This is a genomic window from Telluria mixta (genome assembly GCF_029223865.1).
GTDB classification, from domain to species: domain Bacteria; phylum Pseudomonadota; class Gammaproteobacteria; order Burkholderiales; family Burkholderiaceae_D; genus Telluria; species Telluria mixta.
In genome coordinates, this window is sequence record NZ_CP119520.1 from 4204223 (window position 1) to 4222553 (window position 18331).

The 18331-nt window shown below is 65.6% G+C and carries 20 protein-coding genes; 9 read left to right on the top strand and 11 right to left on the bottom strand.

Annotated elements, in window-relative coordinates; all coding sequences use genetic code 11:
• Window positions 1–9: 9 nt before the first annotated feature.
• Window positions 10–882: a LysR family transcriptional regulator gene (locus tag P0M04_RS18745; RefSeq protein ID WP_259447579.1), complete on the top strand. Its 873-nt coding sequence runs from the start codon at window positions 10–12 to the stop codon at window positions 880–882.
• On the opposite strand, the gene P0M04_RS18750 is transcribed toward P0M04_RS18745, so the two are convergent.
• Genes P0M04_RS18750 through P0M04_RS18770 form a run of 5 tightly spaced genes read right to left on the bottom strand, consistent with a single transcriptional unit; the run spans window position 860 to window position 4581 of the window.
• A complete protein-coding gene (locus tag P0M04_RS18750; RefSeq protein WP_259447578.1) occupies window positions 860–1468 on the bottom strand; it encodes a GyrI-like domain-containing protein in 609 nt (202 codons plus the stop codon). The genes P0M04_RS18745 and P0M04_RS18750 overlap by 23 nt on opposite strands.
• A gap of 4 nt (window positions 1469–1472) precedes the next feature.
• On the bottom strand, window positions 1473–2777 hold the full coding sequence (locus P0M04_RS18755; RefSeq protein WP_259447577.1) for an RNA polymerase sigma factor: 1305 nt from the start codon (window positions 2775–2777) through the stop codon (window positions 1473–1475).
• Between the two features lies 1 nt (window position 2778).
• Window positions 2779–3660, bottom strand: a complete 882-nt coding sequence (locus P0M04_RS18760) for a YciI family protein (RefSeq protein ID WP_259447576.1) — start codon at window positions 3658–3660, stop codon at window positions 2779–2781.
• A 10-nt stretch (window positions 3661–3670) separates the two neighbouring features.
• Window positions 3671–4096: a YciI family protein gene (locus tag P0M04_RS18765; protein WP_259447575.1), complete on the bottom strand. Its 426-nt coding sequence runs from the start codon at window positions 4094–4096 to the stop codon at window positions 3671–3673.
• Entirely contained in the window at window positions 4093–4581 is a 489-nt protein-coding gene (locus P0M04_RS18770) for a VOC family protein (protein WP_259447574.1), read from the bottom strand. Before P0M04_RS18770 ends, P0M04_RS18765 begins: the two co-directional genes overlap by 4 nt.
• A gap of 245 nt (window positions 4582–4826) precedes the next feature.
• Between P0M04_RS18770 and htpG the strand changes: the two genes are divergently transcribed.
• Window positions 4827–6749, top strand: coding sequence for a molecular chaperone HtpG (gene htpG, locus P0M04_RS18775; RefSeq protein WP_259447573.1), 1923 nt, complete (start codon window positions 4827–4829; stop codon window positions 6747–6749).
• Between the two features lie 16 nt (window positions 6750–6765).
• Here htpG and P0M04_RS18780 read toward each other — a convergent pair whose 3' ends face one another.
• The 6 genes from P0M04_RS18780 to kynU form a co-directional block, all read right to left on the bottom strand.
• Window positions 6766–7839 (bottom strand): DUF4034 domain-containing protein, encoded by a 1074-nt coding sequence (locus P0M04_RS18780; RefSeq protein ID WP_259447572.1) that lies wholly within the window; start codon window positions 7837–7839, stop codon window positions 6766–6768.
• Complete coding sequence (locus P0M04_RS18785) at window positions 7836–9026, bottom strand: hypothetical protein (RefSeq protein ID WP_259447571.1); 1191 nt, start codon at window positions 9024–9026, stop codon at window positions 7836–7838. The genes P0M04_RS18780 and P0M04_RS18785 overlap by 4 nt, the downstream gene beginning before the upstream one ends.
• An 81-nt stretch (window positions 9027–9107) precedes the next feature.
• Entirely contained in the window at window positions 9108–10220 is a 1113-nt protein-coding gene (locus P0M04_RS18790; protein WP_259447570.1) for an acyltransferase family protein, read from the bottom strand.
• Window positions 10221–10234: 14 nt separating this feature from the next.
• Window positions 10235–10780 carry an RBBP9/YdeN family alpha/beta hydrolase gene (locus P0M04_RS18795; RefSeq protein WP_259447569.1) on the bottom strand — a complete coding sequence of 182 codons (546 nt, stop codon included), beginning with the start codon at window positions 10778–10780 and terminating at the stop codon, window positions 10235–10237.
• A 46-nt stretch (window positions 10781–10826) separates the two neighbouring features.
• On the bottom strand, window positions 10827–11624 hold the full coding sequence (gene kynA, locus P0M04_RS18800) for a tryptophan 2,3-dioxygenase (protein WP_259447879.1): 798 nt from the start codon (window positions 11622–11624) through the stop codon (window positions 10827–10829).
• Between the two features lie 60 nt (window positions 11625–11684).
• Window positions 11685–12959, bottom strand: coding sequence for a kynureninase (kynU, locus tag P0M04_RS18805; protein ID WP_259447568.1), 1275 nt, complete (start codon window positions 12957–12959; stop codon window positions 11685–11687).
• Window positions 12960–13543: 584 nt separating this feature from the next.
• Between kynU and flhD the strand changes: the two genes are divergently transcribed.
• From flhD to P0M04_RS18840, 7 genes are all read left to right on the top strand, one after another.
• A complete protein-coding gene (flhD, locus tag P0M04_RS18810; RefSeq protein ID WP_259447567.1) occupies window positions 13544–13861 on the top strand; it encodes a flagellar transcriptional regulator FlhD in 318 nt (105 codons plus the stop codon).
• A gap of 95 nt (window positions 13862–13956) precedes the next feature.
• Window positions 13957–14505 carry a flagellar transcriptional regulator FlhC gene (flhC, locus tag P0M04_RS18815; RefSeq protein WP_259447566.1) on the top strand — a complete coding sequence of 183 codons (549 nt, stop codon included), beginning with the start codon at window positions 13957–13959 and terminating at the stop codon, window positions 14503–14505.
• Window positions 14506–14525: 20 nt separating this feature from the next.
• On the top strand, window positions 14526–15299 hold the full coding sequence (locus P0M04_RS18820; protein WP_259447565.1) for a class I SAM-dependent methyltransferase: 774 nt from the start codon (window positions 14526–14528) through the stop codon (window positions 15297–15299).
• 134 nt (window positions 15300–15433) lie between these two features.
• Window positions 15434–16294, top strand: a complete 861-nt coding sequence (gene motA / locus P0M04_RS18825; protein ID WP_259447564.1) for a flagellar motor stator protein MotA — start codon at window positions 15434–15436, stop codon at window positions 16292–16294.
• 36 nt (window positions 16295–16330) lie between these two features.
• Complete coding sequence (gene motB, locus P0M04_RS18830; RefSeq protein WP_259447563.1) at window positions 16331–17302, top strand: flagellar motor protein MotB; 972 nt, start codon at window positions 16331–16333, stop codon at window positions 17300–17302.
• 25 nt (window positions 17303–17327) lie between these two features.
• Window positions 17328–17879, top strand: coding sequence for a hypothetical protein (locus tag P0M04_RS18835; RefSeq protein ID WP_036230355.1), 552 nt, complete (start codon window positions 17328–17330; stop codon window positions 17877–17879).
• A 78-nt stretch (window positions 17880–17957) separates the two neighbouring features.
• Window positions 17958–18323: a response regulator gene (locus tag P0M04_RS18840; RefSeq protein WP_036230353.1), complete on the top strand. Its 366-nt coding sequence runs from the start codon at window positions 17958–17960 to the stop codon at window positions 18321–18323.
• The last annotated feature ends 8 nt before the right edge of the window (window positions 18324–18331 follow it).

Sequence of the window (18331 nt, forward strand, 5' to 3'; positions counted from 1 at the left end):
TGCACATCCATGGACTGGGACGACTATCAATATTTCCTGGCGGTGGCGGGCAGCGGGTCCGTCTCGGCCGCCGCGCGCCGGCTCGGGCAAAGCCACTCGACGGTGCTGCGCCGGCTGGACAAGCTGGAAACGGCGCTCGACGTCCGCCTGTTCGAGCGCTTCCAGACCGGCTACGTGCTGACGGCCAGCGGCGAGGAATTGCAGGCCCTGCTGGCCCCGATCGGCGAGGGCATGCAGGACATCGAGCGCAAACTGGGCGGACAGGATGCGGCGCTGCAGGGCACCATCCGCGTCACGACGACCGACACGTTGCTGACCGTGCTGCTGTCGGTGCTGGCGGATTTCCGCGCGCGCTACCCCGGCATCCAGCTGCAGATCACGGTCAACAACAGTTTTTTGAATCTATCGAAGCGCGATGCGGACGTCGCCATCCGGCCGTCGAACACGCCGCCGGACAATCTCGTCGGCCGCAAGCTGGGTGTCCTGCGCACGGCGCCGTATGCGTCGACGGCTTATCTGGCGCAGCGATCATCGGGAGACCATGACTGGATCGCGCCCGACGACAGCCTCGCGCACCTGCGCCAGGCCCGCTGGCTGCGCGAGCACGTGCCGGCAGATAAAATCGCCGCCAGCGTGGATTCGCTGCTGGGCATGGCGGCCGCCGTCGAGGCGGGCCTGGGCGCCGGCATGCTGCTGTGCCTGCTGGCGGATGCGCGGCCGGGGCTCGTCCGGCTGGCCGATCCGGATCCCGCGCTGGACACGGACGTGTGGATGCTCACGCATCCCGATCTCAGGCGCGTGCAGCGGATCCGGGTGTTCACCGCGTTCGTGTCCGACGGGTTGTCGCGGCAGCTGGGGCTCACGCCATCGGCTGGCGGATGATCGTCTTCCACCGGGCCGGATCGGCGCGGCGGATGTCGCTCAGGTAGATTTCATGGTGCTTGCCGGCGAGGCTGCCGCGCGCCTCGATGAAGTCGTGAACCCGCTGGATCGTCGGGCCCTCTTCGGTGAACGGGCCGACGTGCAAGGTCTGGGCGCACGGGCCTTCCGTAAAACGCTCGATCCGCAGCATGTCGATGGCTTCCAGGCCCTTCTTGCGCTTCACCTCCGCCATGGCATCGCGCAGCAGCGACTCGTCCACGAACGCCGGCTGGTGGATCATCATCGTCCATTGCCACTTCGTCCGGTCGTCGGCGACGAACGACGCCATGTCGTCCGACCACCACAGGCCTTCGAGCGGCATCACCGCGTAGTCGATGGCTGCCGGTCCCTTCCTGGCCATGAATTTGGCCGTATAGGACACGGAGAACAGCGCTTCCACGGCCCGCGCGTAGTGCGGCGACGTGTTCGGATCGCCCGCGCCGTCGATCATCAGGTAGCGGAAGGCGGGGACGTCGACCTGCACGACGTCGCGCGCGGACGGCTGGTAAAGATGCTTGAGGTCTTTCTTGAGGTCGATTTTGTCCACGGGTCTATTTTTCCAGTAGTGCGCTCGACCGTGCCCGCTCCAGCAGCAGCGCCTGTTCGCGCTCGTTCTGCGTGAGGCTGGCCGCCCGTTCGAACTCCGCCTTCGCTTCGGCGTGCCGGCCCAGTTTCGCCAGCAGGTCGCCGCGCACGCTCGGCAGCAGGTGATAGTTGCGCAGCGCCGGCACGTCCAGCAGGGCGTCGGCGAGGGCCAGGCCCGCGTCGGGGCCATAGGCCATGCCCAGCGCCACGGCGCGGTTCAGTTCCACGACGGGCGACGGCGTCAGCTGGGACAGCGCGTCGTACAACGCGGCGATGCGGGCCCAGTCCGTCGCTTCCGGCGTGAGGGCGCGCGCATGGCAGGCGGCGATGGCGGCCTGCAGCGCGTAGGGACCGAGAGCGCCGAGCCGGCCCGCGCGGTCGAGCGCGGCCAGCCCGCGGCCGATCAGCAGGCGGTCCCAGCGCGAGCGGTCCTGGTCCATCAGCAGGATCGGCGCGCCGTCCGGGCCAGTGCGTGCGCGCTCGCGCGAGGACTGGATCTCCATCAGCGCGACGAGGCCGTGCACTTCGCCCTCGTCGGGCATCAGTTCCGCCAGCACGCGGCCCAGGCGCAGCGCTTCGCGGCACAGGGTCGGCCGCAGCCATTCGTTGCCCGCGCTCGCGGAATAGCCTTCGTTGTAGATCAGGTAGATCACCTGCAGCACGGACGCGAGGCGCGGCCTGAGTTCTTCCCCGCGCGGCACCTCGAACGGCACGCGCGCTTCCGCCAGGGTGCGCTTGGCGCGCACGATGCGCTGGGCCACGGTGGCCTCGGGTACGAGGAAGGCGCGGGCAATCTCTCCGGTGGCGAGGCCGCCCAGCAGCTTCAGCGCCAGCGCCGCGCGCGCCTCGGCCGACAGCACGGGGTGGCAGCAGACGAAGATCAGGCGCAGCACGTCGTCGTCGATCTCGCCGGCCGTTTCCTGCGTCAGCGCGGCCAGTTCGGCCGGGTCGCGGAAACTCCCGCTGTCCGCGAGCAGGTTGTCCATCTCCCAGCTCAGCTCACCTTCCTTGCTGGCGTGCATCGCGTGATGGCGCAGGTGGTCGAGGGCGCGCCGTTTGGCCACCTGCATCAGCCAGGCACCGGGCCGGTCCGGCACGCCGTCCGCGGGCCAGCGTTCCAGCGCTTCCAGCAGCGCGTCCTGGGCGAGTTCCTCGGCCCGGCCGAGGTCGCGCAGCATGCGGGTCAGCGCGCCGACGATGCGCGCCGACTCCATGCGCCAGACGGCATCGACGATCTTGCCGATCTCGAACTGCAGGGTGCCGCGCGTCATGTCACGGACGGTCCCATGCGGGTTGCGGGGCGAGCTCGGCGCGCAGGGCGGCGTCGAGCTGTTCGGCGCGCACGCTGGCGTCCTCGCGCAGCCGGGCCGTCGCGGTATCGACCGGGGCGTGCCTGCCGAGCGGCGCGATCAGCGCGACGGGCCGGATCTCGACCTCGACTTCCGGCCCCGTCGGATACGGCAGCGTGCGGGCCCAGTCGAGGGCGGCGTCGATGGACGGTGCGCGGATCATCCAGAAGCCGGCGATCAATTCCTTGGCTTCCGCGAACGGCCCGTCGATGATGCTGGCGCCGCCGTTCGCCACGCGCACGCGTGCGCCGCGTGCCGTGGACTTCAGGCCGTCGCCGGCGAGCAGGGTGCCGGCCGCCGCGTGGATCGCGTTGAAGGCGTTCAGCCGGTCCAGCTTCTCCTGCAGCGGGATGGCGTCGCGCTCGGTGCCGGCGTCGGACCGCAGCAGGATCGCGTAGCAGGTGTCCTCGCCGGCCACGCCGGGCGGGATGCTCGCGCAGCCGCCGGGGCAGCCCGTCTCGCGCAATTCCACCGTGACGTCGCCGCCCGCGGCGATCACGCCATTGGCCTGCAGCCATGCCAGCGCCGCGGCGCGCGACGGCGCCTCGAACACGGCGAAGCCGGCCGGCAGGCGCTCTCCGGCCGGGAACGGACCGGACGTCACGGTCTCGCCGCCACCGGGCGACAGTGTCAGGCGCCGGGCTTCGGCGTCCGGTGCGAACGCCAGGGCGAGCGCCGGCGCGCGCGGACCGTCGGCTGCTGCGTGGCCGCCGGGCAGGCGGCGCAGCAGGTCGTCCAGCACGGCCTGCGGGTCGGTTGCCGCGGCGCGCGTGTCGTTGTCGGTACGGATGAGCATGAACTGCATGGTGGTCTCCTTAGCGTGCCGCCATTTGTTCGCGCAGGCGGTCTTCCTGCGCGCGCACGTCGGCCGGGAGGTCCGTGCCGAAGTCGTCAGGACCGAAGATCTGGCGGATCTCGATCTCGCTCTCGCCGTCCTCGTGCGGGTTCGGGCAACGCTTGAACCACTCGATGGCTTCTTCCTTCGAACCCACCTCGATCAGCCAGAAGCCGGCCACGAGTTCCTTCGTTTCCGCGAACGGACCGTCGATGACGGTGCGCTGGCTTCCATTGAACCGGATGCGGGCGCCCTTGCTGCTGGGGTGCAGGCCCTCGCCGGCCAGCATGACGCCGGCCTTGACGAGTTCCTCGTTGAAGTTGCCCATGTCCGTAAACAGTTTTTCGCTCGGCATGATGCCGGCTTCCGAGGCCGCGCTGGCCTTTACGATGACCATGAACTTCATTGCTGTGCTCCTTCGCAGCCCTGGCCCATCGATTTCTGCATTTCTTCCTGCATCTGCTCGGGCGTCATGTCGCGCTTGTGGGTGGCGATCGACCAGCGGTGGCCGAACGGGTCCTCGATCTGGCCGTAGCGGTCGCCCCAGAACATGTCGGTCACGGGCATCAACGGCTTGGCGCCCGCTTCCACGGCACGGGTCCAGACCGCGTCGGCGTCTTCCACGTACAGGTGGATGTAGACGGGTGTGTTGTTCAGCGCCCGCGGATCGACGCAGTTGGACTCCGGGAAGGCGTCGGCCAGCATGAAAACGGAATCGCCGATGCGCATCTGGGCGTGCATGAGCTTGCCGCCCGGGGCGGGCATGCGCATCGTCTCGACGGCACCGAAGGCCTGTGTGTAGAAGGTCAGCGCGTCGGCCGCGCCGCAGCACACGAGGTGCGGGGTGATCGTGTGGAAGCCTTCGGGGATGGGACGCACTTGCTGGGTCATGATGATCTCCTGTTCGGTGAATGTTCGGTGCTGCTGTCCGTACGACGATCGGGCTTCCGTGGTTTCGACACGCCCGCATAAAAAAATTTCGGCGGACCGATACGTTATGCCGACTTGATCAAAAAGTCGAGAATCTTGATATATGCATAAGAAAATGAGCCGAGGAAAAAATAGGCCTTGAAATCCTTGTTGGTATCCCAATATCGGACCGGTCTGTCCAACCCTGTTATCAACGAGGATATAAGATGGCTGTCGCCGAAAAAGAAACCCTTGGGTTCCAAGCAGAAGTCAAACAGCTGCTGCAACTGATGATTCACTCCTTGTATTCGAACAAGGAGATTTTCCTCCGAGAACTGATCTCCAATGCGTCCGACGCGGCCGACAAGCTGCGCTTCGAGGCCATCAACAACGACAGCCTGTACGGCAACGACCATGAACTGAAGATCAAGGTCCTGTTCGACAAGGATGCGAAGACCGTCACCATTTCCGACAACGGCATCGGCATGAGCCGCGACGAGGTGATCTCGCACCTGGGCACCATCGCCAAGTCGGGCACGAAAGAATTCTTCAGCAAGCTGTCGGGCGACCAGCAGGCCGACGCCGCGCTGATCGGCCAGTTCGGCGTGGGCTTCTATTCGGCCTTCATCGTGGCCGACCGCGTCACCGTCGAGACCCGCCGCGCGGGCGCCGACGCGGCGGACGGCGTCCGTTGGGAATCGACGGGCGAGGGCGACTACACCGTCGAGCAGGTCGAGAAGACCAACCGCGGCACGGACATCATCCTGCACCTGCGCGAAGGCGAGGACGAGCTGCTGTCGTCGTGGAAGCTGAAGTCCATCATCCGCAAGTACTCCGACCACATCTCGCTGCCGATCGTGATGCAGAAGGAAGAGTGGGACGAGGAAAAGAAGGAAACCGTCGTCAAGGACGAATTCGAGACCGTGAACCAGGCGTCCGCGCTGTGGGCCCGTTCGAAGTCGGACATCACGCAGGAACAGTACGAGGAATTCTATAAACACGTCTCGCACGACTTCCAGCCGCCGCTTGCGTACACGCACAACCGCGTCGAAGGCCGCAGCGAGTACACCCAGCTGCTGTACGTGCCGGGCCACGCCCCGTTCGACCTGTGGGACCGTAACAAGCGCGGCGGCATCAAGCTGTACGTGAAGCGCGTCTTCATCATGGACGACGCCGAGCAGCTGATGCCGGTCTACCTGCGCTTCGTGAAGGGCGTGATCGATTCGAACGACCTGCCGCTGAACGTCTCGCGCGAGATCCTGCAGGAATCGCGCGACGTGCGCGTAATCCGCGAAGGCTCGACCAAGCGCGTGCTGGGCATGCTGGAAGAGATGGCCAACAGCGACGAGCAGGAAGGCAAGGACAAGTACGCGACCTTCTGGAAGGAGTTCGGCCAGGTGCTGAAGGAAGGCATCGGCGAGGATGCCACCAACAAGGACCGCATCGCCAAGCTGCTGCGCTTCGCGTCCACGCACACGGATTCCTCGGACCAGACCGTCTCGTTCGCCGACTATATCGGCCGCATGAAGGAAGGCCAGGACAAGATCTATTACGTCACCGCGGATAACTACAACGCCGCGAAGAACAGCCCGCACCTGGAAATCTTCCGCAAGAAGGGCGTCGAAGTGCTGCTGCTGACCGACCGCGTGGACGAGTGGATGCTGTCGTTCCTGAACGACTTCGACGGCAAGGAACTGGCATCCGTCGCGAAGGGCGGCCTGGACCTGGGCACGCTCGAGGACGAAGCCGAGAAGAAGGAGCACGAAGAGACCGAGTCGCAGTACAAGGAACTCGTCGAGAAGATGAAGGGCGCCCTGGCCGACAAGGCCAAGGACGTGCGCGTCACGTTCCGCCTGACGGATTCGCCGGCCTGCCTCGTGGCGGACGAACACGAACTGTCCGCGAACCTCGTGCGCATGCTGAAGGCGGCCGGCCAGAACGCGCCGGAGTCGAAGCCGATCCTCGAGATCAACCCGAACCACCCGCTCGTCACGCGCCTGAAGTACGAGGATGCCGCGAGCCCGCGTTTCGGCGACTGGGCGCATATCCTGTTCGACCAGGCCATGCTGGCCGAAGGCGGCAGCCTGACGGATCCGGCGGCGTTCGTGAAGCGGTTGAACGAGATGCTGCTGGCCACCAGCGCCAAATAAGGCGTCGGCGGCGGCGTTACAGGGAGGCCGGGTTCGCCCGGCCTTTTTGTTCGGGCTTCGTGTCGTCCTTGCGCGCGCCCGCGGATTCCTGCGCCCAGCGCTGGCACGACTCCAGGCTGCGCTGGGGGTTCGGTCCCCATTGCGACACGTCGATCTTCGGGCCGAGCTCCGCCAGCAGCGCCACCAGCGTGGGCCGGTCCCTGGCCAGGCAGGCCATGTGGGCGAAGTGGCTGCGGCGCCCCGGGCTGTTCGGGAAGCGGGCCTGCATGTCCTCGTAGCCCTTCTTCATCGTCGGCCAGTCGACCAGGCTGTTCTCGAACAGTTTGTGGCCGAAGTCCTGGTCGGCCGCCGTCGCGTACAGCCGCGCATACATGCCCATGCCGTAGTCGGCCTGCGTCTGCTTCGTGGCCTGACGAATGTAGCGGTCCAGGGTCTCCGGATCGCCGCCCCATTTCGGCAGCAGCGGCGTCAGCATGCCGAAGTACAGCATGACGTCGTCCGGATTGCGCTTCAGGCCTTCCTGCTGGATCGCCATGAGCGTGCCGTTATCCCATTCGAGGCCGGTGCCGATCCGCAGCAGCAGGGCATGGGCGGAGGAATCGGCCAGGGCGACGTCCGCGTGTGCCTTCAGGTACTCGGCGGCGCGTTGCAGATATTTGTGGAAGTCCGCCCAGGCTTCCGGTGGCACCTCCTTGGCATAGCCGCCGCCGCGATACGACCACGCGTGCTGTACCAGGACCTCGGCGTGCAGGATATGGGCGAGCGACGACTTCGGGTGCTCGGTCGCCCATTGCAGCGTGAGCGCCTCCAGTTCGCGCAGAAACGGTTCGCTGTGGTCGACCTTCGTGCGCATCACGCTGCCCAGGCCCAGGCGGAAGTATTCGAGTTCGGAACCGGCGTCGGGGGCGAAATGCTTGCCGTGCTTCAGGAACTCGTTCTGTTTGTCCAGCGCGGCGAAATCGCCTTTCCAGAAGGCCTGTTCGGTCTCGGTCGTGAGCGGGTTTTTGGCCGCCAGCGCGTGGCCCGGCAGGGCCGCGCAGGCGAGCGCGCCCAAGGCCCAGGCCACGAGGCGGCGCAAGGTCGGCGTCATGGTTTGGCTCCTTTCGCCGTCGTGGCGTTCTTGTCGCCATCCAGGCGCCAGACCATCTGGAACGTATAGGGCACGTTCGCTGACGCCTTGTCATAATGGCGGCCTTCCTGGGCCGCATAAGTCTCGATCGTGGCGTCGAAGACGTTTTCGAATGCTACCGGCCGCACGCCATGGATGCCCGGCACGTCGACCTTGCGACCCGTCACGGCCGCCTGCACCGGCTTGCCTGCCGCATCCACGCGCACGCTCACGGTCGTGACACCGGTTGCACCGAAGTGCGACGCGATGCCGGGATAGGGTGGCGGGCCTGCAGGATCCTTTTTCTCGGCGGCACCCGGCTTGTCGAACGCATCGCCGAAGCGGTCGACGGCGGTCAGCATGGTGCCGTAACGGAAGGCGTTCAGCGCGGCGGCCGGCGTCACGCCAGCGCGCATGCTTTCGCGCAACCACCATTGCTGCAGGGCGCACCGCTCCACCGGGTGCATGGTCGTGTAGTCGCGGCCCAGGCCGAGTGTGGCCGCCGCCAGCCGGGGCGGCAGCGCCAGCCGGGGATGCCCGGCATCGGCCGGCCCGCGCTGGAGCAACGCGAATGCGGCCCGTTGCGGCAATGGATCGGGCCAGGGCGGGGGTTCGGCGCGAGGCCGGCCCCAATGGGCCAGCAGTTCGCGTTCGCTGGCCAGCATGGCCTTGCGTTCCGCCGCCGGCAAGGCCTGGATGCGGAGGATGCGGCTGGCGAAATCGGTCAGGCGGTAGTCGCCGCTGAGGTCGCAGACCCCGGCCGCGCTGCGCAGCACGGCCAGCGTCGTGCTCTCGTAGTGCGCGTCGCCCGGTTCGAGCTGCCACAGCGACAATTCATTGAGCAGTCGCGCGAGGACGGCGTAATACACCGCGGTCGACGCGGGCGCCTTGCCTGCGCGGGTCTGGCGGGTGCGTTCCTCGTCCAGCCAGGCGGGCAGCAGCTTGTCGACGCGTTCCAGGTGCTCGGCGCTCAGCCGGTCCGCCTCGGCGCGCAGCGCAGGGTCCAGCGGCAGGTCCTTGTCGAGCACGAAGGCCGGCGCCACGCCCCCGTGCAGGCTGCGCAGCATCTGTGCGCGCAATTCCTCGGCGGGTCCTTCCGGTGCGGCGGCCTGTGCGCTGGTAATCCCGCACGCCAGCGCGCAGGCCAGGGCGATGGAAAAGATGTTCACGTTAGTGTATGCATAAATGTGCAATCGGAAAGGGACAGCATAACGCAGCCGTTTCCTTAAAAATACACACACTTCCACAATTCAGGAGATGCCGAGGCCCCGCGCCCCGAACGCCAGCCCGGCATCGATCGCGCGCCGCAACAGCCGCTGCAGCGCTTCCGTGAGCGGATTCAGCGCCAGCGCCACGACGGCGATCGCGGTGCCGATCGCGAGGATCTCGTGCGATGCGCCGCGCTCGATCGGCAGCAGCGTTTGCCACAACCCGATCACGATCCCGTGCGACAGGTACAACGTGAAGGTGTGCCCGGCCACGAAGCGGATCGGGCGCGCCAGCCGGAGCAGGGCGTCGAACCGCGATTGGCGCGCACAGGCGAAGTTCAGCAGCACGAGCAGCATGACGGTGTAGTCGGCCAGCACGCGGTCGGCGCTGCCCATGCGGATGCCGGGGAAGGGCCACAGGCCATTGGCGACGCCGCGCAGGTACGGCTCCGGATCGAACCGGCCCCACAGGCCGATCAGCACGACGGAGAGCACCCAGCCGGCGCGGGCGAGGGCGGGGCCGAACGTCAGGCGGCCCTGCAGGCGGTACAGCGCGACGCCGGACAGCCAGACGGGCAACAACAGCCACAGGCGCGGGCCGACGACGGCCAGCACGGCGCCGGCGGCGAGCCAGCGGCGCCGGCCGGGTGTGAAATGAAAGACGCCGAACAGCACGTAGTACCAGGCTTCGTAATCGAGCGACCAGTACGGGATCAGCCATGGCGGCCGCTCGACGAAGCCCCACGCGTCGCCCAGGAAGGCCAGGTGGAACGGCACGTAGAGCCAGGGGCGGCGCAGTTCGTAGCTGTCCTCGACAGGCAGCTGCAGGAGGTCCCGCACGCCGATCGCCAGGATGAACGACAGGGCCAGCACGGGCAGCACGACGGAGTACAGGCGTGCGGCGCGTGCCACGACGTAGCTCGTCGCCGTGAGGTTCTTGTGCTCGGCGCTGTACGCGATCACGAAGCCGGACAGGACGAAGAACGCGATGACCGCCTCGCGCCCGAAGTCGGGGATGCGGGCGATCTGGGCGTCGTCGAAGATGCGGAAATAACCGAAGTGCGCCACCACCACGGCCAGCGCCGCGCAGGCACGCGCGAGGTCGAGGTAGAGGGAGAAGCGCGCGTCGAGCGCGCCGGCCCGCGCCGGGGTCATCGTGCCGTCCGGCGTTACGGGTTCAGGTCGCGGCAGAATTCGTCGAGCATCGCTTCGCCCTCCGGCCATGGACCGTAGCCGCTGCCGCCGTTGATGTGGCCCGCCGGCCCGATCTCCACCAGCTTGCTGCCCCACGCCTGCGCGAACGTGCGGGCGCGGTCCGGCGCCACGTATTCGTCGTTGCTGCTGGCGACGACGATCGACGGGAACGGCAGCTTTGCCAGCGGGATCGGCTTGAAGCCGTTGGCATCGATCGGGTAGGACGTGGCTTCGACGTCGCTCGGCGCGACGAGGAAGGCGCCGGCGATCTTCAGCTTCGATCCGGACTGGGCCCATTGCGCCACCAGCATGCAGGCGAGGCTGTGCGCGACGAGGATCGGCCGGCCTTCGCATTCGGCGATGGCGGCATCCAGTTCGGCCACCCACTCGTCCCGGTCCGGGTTGTTCCAGTCGCGATGCGGCACCCGCGTCCAGGCCGGGTATTTACGCTCCCAGTGGGTCTGCCAGTGTTGCGGGCCCGAGTTCCAAAGGCCGGCCAGGGTCAGGATGTCGCACTTCATGTTCGCTCCAGTGTGGTCTTGCCGGTCATTGTACGATGGCGCGCCGCTACAGCGCCGTGCGTAGCGCGAACAGTTCCGGGAACAGCACGACGTCCAGCATCTTGCGCAAATAGCTCACGCCCGCCGTGCCGCCCGTGCCGGTCTTGAAGCCGATGATGCGCTCCACCGTCGACACGTGGCGGAAGCGCCAGAAGCGGAACGCCGTCTCCAGGTCGACCAGCTTCTCGGCCAGTTCGTACAGGGCCCAATGGTGCTCCGGGTCGCGGTAGACCTCGAGCCACGCGGCCATCACGGAGTCGTCATGGACGGTCGGCTGTGTCGGGTCGGCGTCCAGCCGGCCCGGGGCGATGGCGAGGCCGGTCCGGGCCAGCAGCCGCACGGCTTCGTCGTAGATCGACGGCGCGTGCAGTTCGCGTTCGAGCAGCGCGTGGTGCTCGGGCGACGTCTTGTGCACGGCCAGCATAGCGGCGTTCTTGTTCCCGAGGATGAATTCCAGCTCGCGATATTGAAATGACTGGAAGCCGGACGACGAGGCCAGGTAAGGGCGGATCGCGCTGTATTCCGGCGGCGTCATCGTGGCCAGCACGTCCCACGCGTGCACCAGCTGGTCCATGATGCGCGCCACCCGCGCCAGCATTTTAAAAGCGGGCGGCAGGTCGTCGGCCCGGATGTGGGCGCGCACGGCCTGCAGTTCGTGCAGCATCAGCTTGATCCACAGCTCGCTCGTCTGGTGCTGGACGATGAACAGCATTTCGTTGTGGTTCGGCGAGCGCGGGTGCTGGGCCGACAGGATCTGGTCCAGGCCCAGGTAGTCGCCGTAGCTCATGCTGCGGCTGAAATCCATCTGCGCGCCGTGCCACTGCGCGTCTGCTTTGTCTTCCTTACCGGTGTCCACGGTGCCTCCTCAGGTCACGGCGCTGCGTTCGGCGCGGGTGTCGTATGCTTCGCGGTCGAGGATGTCGCGCAGGGTCTCGACGGCGTCCCACACGTCCGCGAAGCTGGTGTACAGCGGCGTGAAGCCGAAGCGCATGATCGCCGGCTCGCGGTAGTCGCCGATGACGCCGCGTGCGATCAGCGCCTGCATCACCGCGTACCCGTGCGGATGCGTGAAGCTCACCTGGCTCCCGCGCGCGGCATGCTCGCGCGGCGTGACGAGGCCCAGCGGATGCGCGGCGCAGCGGCTTTCCACCAGCGCGATGAACAGGTCCGTCAGCGCCAGCGATTTGGCGCGCAGGGCGGCCATGGTGGTGGCCTCGAAGATCTCGAGCCCGCACTCGACGAGCGCCAGCGACACGACCGGCTGCGTGCCGCACAGCGCGCGCCCGATGCCGTCGGCGGCCTCGAACCCGTGCGACATCGCGAACGGCGCCGCATGGCTCCACCAGCCCGTGAGCGGATGGCGGAACGCGGCCTGGTGGCGCTTGGGCACCCAGATGAAGGCGGGCGCGCCCGGCCCGCCGTTCAGGTATTTATACGTGCAGCCTACGGCGAAGTCGGCATCGGCCCCATTCAGGTCCACCGGCACGGCGCCGGCCGAATGGGCGAGGTCCCACAGCACGAGGGCGCCGCGGGCGTGCGCGTGACGGGTCAGCGCGGCCATGTCGTGCATGCGCCCCGTGCGGTAGTTCACGTGCGTGAGCATCAGTACGGCGCAGTCGGCGTCGACGGCCGCTTCCAGTTCTTCCGGCGTGTCGACCAGGTGGATGCGGTAGCCGCGGTCCAGCCAGCGTGCGAGACCGTCCGCCATATAGATATCGGTGGGGAAGTTGCTGCGTTCCGTGACGAGGACCTTGCGGGCCGGGTCGCGGTCGGCCTGGATCGCGAGCGCGGCGGCCAGCGCCTTGAACAGGTTCAGCGACGTCGTGTCCGTGACGACCACTTCGCCGGCCCCGGCGCCGATCAGGGGCGCGAGGCGGTCGCCCAGGCGGCCGGGCAGGGCGAACCAGCCGGCCGTGTTCCAGCTGCGGATCAATCCCTGGCCCCACTCCTGGGCGACGACGTCGCGTGCGCGGTCGAGGGCGGCGCGCGGGCGGGCGCCCAGCGAATTGCCGTCCAGGTAGATGACGCCCTCGGGCAGGTCGAATCGGTCGCGCAGCGGTGCGGCCGGGTCGGCGGCGTCGAGCGCGAGGCTGGCCGCGCGCGTGGTGACGGCGGCGGTGTCATACGTAGGTGGGTTCATGCGGGAAGTGTAGCCACTTTTACATCAATCGGGCGCAGAAAAAATTTTTCGAAAATTTTTGGTCCGGACCCTAAAGTTCTCCGGAAGGCGTCCGATAACCCATCCAGATACCCGGGAAAGGGTCTCGAAAAAAATTTTTGCAGGAACCCTAAAGTTTTCAAAAAGGCTGCCGATAACCCTCTCAGATGACCGGGATTGGATCAAAAAAAGTTTGTCGAAACCCTAAAGTTCGGCAAAAACGGTCCGATAACGAGTCAGTAGGGTTGCTTGAGGGACAAAAAATTTTTTTTGAGGAACCCTAAAGTTCCCGAAACCGTTGACGTAAACCAACACAGCAATACGTTGTTGGCGACGTCGAAGGGCAGGAAAACGCCCCGGTTGCACATCATTCTTCCGCCCCCTTTTCATAGGGGAGCCACCACGATTCGGCAGGGTTTGTCAGACAAACTCCTACGGATCGACTTCGTCTTTGCCGGACGAAAAATACAGACACTCTCCAATTCTCCAAAAGTTTCCTCACAGTCAGAATCTATCTCAACGGCAACACACAACGCCTCACAGATAGATCAACCGGAGAGATGGAAATGACTGCGAACGACATGATGGCTGAAATTCGTGATGCAAACCTGAGCTACCTGATGCTGGCACAGCAGATGATCCGCGCAGACAAGGTCACCGCAATCTTCCGTCTCGGCATCTCGGCCGACATCGCCGACCTGCTCGAAGGCATGAGCAACGCCCAGATCCTGAAACTCGCCGGCGGCAACATGATGCTGGCCCGCTTCCGCTTCGACGACGCCGCGATCCTCGGCATGCTGACGAGCCACAGCAAAGACCGCGCCCTGGCCCAGTCGCACGCCGCCATCCTGATGGCTGGCCAGCCCGCCGAAGAAATCGCATAGGGTCAGAGCCCGGTTTTTCAGTTAGGGCTCTAACCCGGGTGTCCCGGCCTGCAGCCCCATCAAAGTCGAACTCAAGCGAAGTCACGGAGAACAGCATGACCAAGAAAAGCGTCGTCTCGGAAGCCCAGGAAATCCAGCTGGCCATCGAACTGATCCAGCTCGGTGCCCGCCTCCAGCTGCTGGAAAGCGAAGTCTCCCTGTCGCGCGAGCGCCTGATCAAGCTGTACAAGGAACTGAAGGGCGTGTCGCCGCCGAAGGGCATGCTGCCGTTCTCGACCGACTGGTTCCTGACCTGGCAACCGAATATCCACGCTTCGCTGTACATCAACATCTATAAATTCCTGGTCGAGTACGCCGGTGCCACGGGCATCGAAGCCGTGATGAAGGCCTACAAGCTGTACCTGGAACAAATGCCGCCGGCCGCGGGCGAAGAGCCGCTGCTGTCGCTGACCCGCGCTTGGACCCTCGTGCGCTTCTTCCAGGGCAATATGCTCCAGCTGGCGCCGTGCTCCAAGTGCCAGGGTAAATATGTCGTCAACGCCCTCGACCTGAACAACGATTACCAGTGCGGCCTGTGCCACATGCCTTCGCGTGCCGGCAAGACCCGCAAGGCCAAGGACGCCGCCGCACTCGCCGCCGCCTGAGCGGTCCTCCCTCCAGGTCGATGACCCAGCCTGCCTCGCGCCGCGCATTCGCGGCGCCGTCCGTCCGCGCGCTGCTGGCCCAGGCCGGCGCTTTCCCGCTTACCCTGATCGCCGTCTGGCTGCTCGCCCGCGCGGGCATGCCCATGTCGTGGGAGGGCGTTGCCCTCATCCAGGGTGCCTTCGCCGCGCTGCTGGCCTGGGCCTTCCGGCTCGCCATCTGGTGGCGCGCCATCGAACTCGTATTTCCGACCGGCGTGCTGCTGGCGCGCGGCTTCGATCTGCCGCCGGGCCTGTTCCTCGTGCTGTTCGTACTGTTCCTTCTAATATATTGGTCGACGTTCCGCACGCAGGTGCCGTACTACCCGTCCGGGCGTACGGCCTGGGATGCCGTCGCGGACGTGCTGCCCGCCGACCGTCCGCTCGCGATCGCCGACGTGGGCAGCGGCCTGGGCGGCCTCGTGCTCGACCTGGCGCGGCGCCGGCCGGATTCCCGGGTGGACGGCATCGAACTGGCACCGCTGCCGTGGTTCGTCAGCCGCGTGCGCGCAAAACTGTCCGGCAGCCGGGCGCGCTTCCTGCGTGCCGACTACGAATCGGTGAATTTCAGTCACTACGACGTCGTGTTCGCCTATCTGTCACCGGCCGCGATGGCAGGGTTGTGGCGCAAGGCGGAGAGCGAAATGCGCCCCGGTAGCATCCTGTTAAGTTACGAATTCGACATTCCCGGGAGAATGCCCGACCGTCGCATTGTGACGACTAACAGTAAGAAAATTCTCTTTCTTTGGCAATTTTGACGGTCGTCGGGGCACTTTTACTTGCCCGTGGGCCATTCTCAAGCTAATCTAGTTCCCTACGTAAATATTTCTCTTTGGATTCATCAACTTGGATCCAATCCGGGCGAACCCCGGAATCACGCATCGGGAGTCCCGTGTTTGTCATTGTTGGTTACGTAATCGTCTGCGCGTGCGTCTTCGGCGGCTTTGCCATGGCCGGCGGTCACCTGGCAGCATTGTTCCAGCCCCTCGAACTGCTGATGATCGGCGGCGCGGCCTTCGGTGCATTCTTCGTCGGTAACACGCCCAAGGCGGTGAAGGCGACCGTTGCGGCGCTGCCCACGCTGTTCAAGGGTTCCAAATACACGCGCGAAATGTACATGGAGTTGATGTCGCTGCTGTTCGACGTGCTGTCGAAGGTGCGCAAGGAAGGCCTGATGTCGATCGAAGGCGACATCGAGAGCCCCGAGCAGAGCCCCGTGTTCTCGAAGTACCCGCTGGTGCTGGCGGACCACCACATTATCGAATTCATCACCGATTACCTGCGACTGATGGTTTCGGGCAACATGGACGCGTTCCAGATCGAGAACCTGATGGACAACGAGATCGAGACCCACCATCATGAAGGTGCGGTCCCGGCGCAATGTATCGCGAAGCTGGGCGACGGCCTGCCGGCGTTCGGTATCGTGGCGGCCGTGATGGGCGTGGTGCACACGATGGAATCCGTGGGCCTGCCGCCGGCCGAGCTGGGCATGCTGATCGCGCACGCGCTCGTCGGTACGTTCCTCGGTATCCTGCTGGCCTATGGCTTCGTCGGACCGCTGTCCAGCCTGCTCGAACAGAAGCTGGAAGAATCGAGCAAGATGTTCCAGACCGTGAAGGTGACGCTGCTGGCGAGCCTGAACGGTTACGCGCCGGCGCTGGCCGTCGAATTCGGCCGCAAAGTGCTGTACTCGACCGAGCGTCCGACGTTCGCGGAACTCGAGGACCACATCAAGAAGGCCAAGAGCAAGTAATGGTGCGAGGTAACCACATCGGCGCGGGAGTCCGTCATGGCTGACGAAGGCCAGAAGCCGATCATCGTCAAGCGCGTCAAGAAGGGCGGCCATGGTCACCATGGCGGTGCCTGGAAGATCGCGTACGCCGACTTCGTGACGGCGATGATGGCATTCTTCCTGCTCATGTGGCTGCTCGGCTCGACGACCAAGGGCGACATGGAAGGCATCGCCCAGTACTTCAAGACGCCGCTGAAGGTCGCCATGCAGGGCGGCTCAGGCGCCGGCAACAGCAATTCGATCCTGCAGGGCGGCGGCAAGGACCTGACGCGCCGCAACGGCCAGGTCAAGAACGGCGACATCGAGCCCAACAAGAAATCGATGGACCTGAAGTCCGCGCGCGAAGCCCTCGAGAAGGCCGAGGCGGCGCGCCTGGAAGAGCTGAAGCAACGCATCCAGCAGACGATCGACGCCAATCCGCTGCTGCGCAAGTACAAGAACCAGCTGCTGCTCGACGTGACGAGCGAAGGCCTGCGCATCCAGATCGTCGACGAAAAGAATCGCCCCATGTTCGCCTCGGCGAGTGCGCAGTTGCAACCGTACACCCGCGACATCCTCGATGTGCTGGGCCTCGTGCTGAACGACGTGCCGAACCGTATCGGGCTGTCGGGGCACACGGATTCCACGCCGTATTCGACCGCCGAAGGTTATACGAACTGGGAATTGTCGGCCGACCGCGCCAATGCTTCGCGCCGCGAACTGGTGCATGGCGGCCTGTCCGACGCCAAGATCCTGCGCGTGGTGGGTCTCGGCTCGGCCGTCCATCTCGACCGCGCGGATCCATTCAACCCGATCAACCGCCGCATCAGCATTCTCGTGATGAACAAGCGGACCGAGAACGCCGTGCTGCACGACGGTACGCCGCTGGACGTGCCGGGCGAAAGTGCGGATGCGGCGGTAAAAGCCGTAGCTGAGGCAACGGGTGGCGGTCTGGCACAGCCGGCGGCAGCGCCGGCCGGGAAGAAATAACGGGCGGGGAGTTCTGGAGGATTTTATGACGACAAGAAAAAAGATTCTCGGGTCACACGTCAAGCGCCTCCTGTCGGGTGTATCCGACCATGGCCGGCGCCACCTGTCCGAAGTCGAGACCGACCTCGTGCAGACGACGTTGTTGCTGGAGGAAGCCGTCGAGAAGCTGACGAACAGCTTCATGGCGATCCACCACGTGGTCGACTCGCGCCAGGAGGCGATCAACCGCCTGCTGGCGGGGCAGGCCCCGACGGCCGAGGAGAGTGCATGCCTGACGGGCATGTCGGGCGAGATCGCCGGCCACGTGAACGCGGCCGTGACGAGCATGCAGTTCCAGGACATGACGAGCCAGCTGCTGGACCGCACGCTGCGCCGCGTGACCGGCCTGCGCGATTTCCTGACGACGCTGTCCGAGCATGGCGACGAGATCCTGCCGGAGAGCGACGGCGACGAGATCGTCGAGCGCCTCGGGAAGGTCAGCATGGCGCTGGCGATCCAGTCGCTCGAGCTGCGGAGTATGCTGCGCAAGTCGGTGGAGCAGCGGCATCTCGAGAGCGGCGACGTGGAATTGTTTTAATTTACGGGGTCAGAGCCCGAATTTCTCGGGTGGGCTCTGACCCCGACTGACTACAGAAAAAACAGCAGGAGCATAAAGATGGCAAAAACTATTCTCGCAGTCGACGATTCCAGTTCCCTGCGCCAGATGGTGGCTTTCAGCCTGAAGGCCGCGGGCTACCAAGTGGTGGAAGCCGTCGACGGACAGGATGGCCTGGAAAAGGCGAAGCTTCAGACCGTCGACCTGGTCCTGACCGACCAGAACATGCCGAAGATGGACGGGCTCACCCTCATCAAGTCGCTGCGCGGCCTGCCGGGCTACCAGAAGACGCCGATCCTCATGCTCACGACCGAGTCGTCCGAAGACATGAAGACGAAAGGCCGCGCGGCCGGCGCCAACGGCTGGCTGGTCAAGCCGTTCGACCCGCAGCGCCTGATCGAGGTGGTCAAGAAAGTCATCGGCTAAGGGGCCCA

What these genes read in the sequence shown, in the direction of transcription:
- P0M04_RS18790 (WP_259447570.1), bottom strand. Translation starts at nt 10,220, where the DNA reads ATGACCCCGGCGCGGGCCGGCGCGCTCGACGCGCGCTTCTCCCTCTAC.
- P0M04_RS18745 (WP_259447579.1), top strand. Translation starts at nt 10, where the DNA reads ATGGACTGGGACGACTATCAATATTTCCTGGCGGTGGCGGGCAGCGGG.
- motB (WP_259447563.1), top strand. Translation starts at nt 16,331, where the DNA reads ATGGCTGACGAAGGCCAGAAGCCGATCATCGTCAAGCGCGTCAAGAAG.
- kynA (WP_259447879.1), bottom strand. Translation starts at nt 11,624, where the DNA reads ATGGATTTCAGCCGCAGCATGAGCTACGGCGACTACCTGGGCCTGGAC.
- P0M04_RS18795 (WP_259447569.1), bottom strand. Translation starts at nt 10,780, where the DNA reads ATGAAGTGCGACATCCTGACCCTGGCCGGCCTTTGGAACTCGGGCCCG.
- P0M04_RS18765 (WP_259447575.1), bottom strand. Translation starts at nt 4,096, where the DNA reads ATGAAGTTCATGGTCATCGTAAAGGCCAGCGCGGCCTCGGAAGCCGGC.
- P0M04_RS18780 (WP_259447572.1), bottom strand. Translation starts at nt 7,839, where the DNA reads ATGACGCCGACCTTGCGCCGCCTCGTGGCCTGGGCCTTGGGCGCGCTC.
- flhD (WP_259447567.1), top strand. Translation starts at nt 13,544, where the DNA reads ATGACTGCGAACGACATGATGGCTGAAATTCGTGATGCAAACCTGAGC.
- P0M04_RS18770 (WP_259447574.1), bottom strand. Translation starts at nt 4,581, where the DNA reads ATGACCCAGCAAGTGCGTCCCATCCCCGAAGGCTTCCACACGATCACC.
- flhC (WP_259447566.1), top strand. Translation starts at nt 13,957, where the DNA reads ATGACCAAGAAAAGCGTCGTCTCGGAAGCCCAGGAAATCCAGCTGGCC.
- P0M04_RS18835 (WP_036230355.1), top strand. Translation starts at nt 17,328, where the DNA reads ATGACGACAAGAAAAAAGATTCTCGGGTCACACGTCAAGCGCCTCCTG.
- P0M04_RS18755 (WP_259447577.1), bottom strand. Translation starts at nt 2,777, where the DNA reads ATGACGCGCGGCACCCTGCAGTTCGAGATCGGCAAGATCGTCGATGCC.
- kynU (WP_259447568.1), bottom strand. Translation starts at nt 12,959, where the DNA reads ATGAACCCACCTACGTATGACACCGCCGCCGTCACCACGCGCGCGGCC.
- P0M04_RS18820 (WP_259447565.1), top strand. Translation starts at nt 14,526, where the DNA reads ATGACCCAGCCTGCCTCGCGCCGCGCATTCGCGGCGCCGTCCGTCCGC.
- htpG (WP_259447573.1), top strand. Translation starts at nt 4,827, where the DNA reads ATGGCTGTCGCCGAAAAAGAAACCCTTGGGTTCCAAGCAGAAGTCAAA.
- P0M04_RS18840 (WP_036230353.1), top strand. Translation starts at nt 17,958, where the DNA reads ATGGCAAAAACTATTCTCGCAGTCGACGATTCCAGTTCCCTGCGCCAG.
- P0M04_RS18760 (WP_259447576.1), bottom strand. Translation starts at nt 3,660, where the DNA reads ATGCAGTTCATGCTCATCCGTACCGACAACGACACGCGCGCCGCGGCA.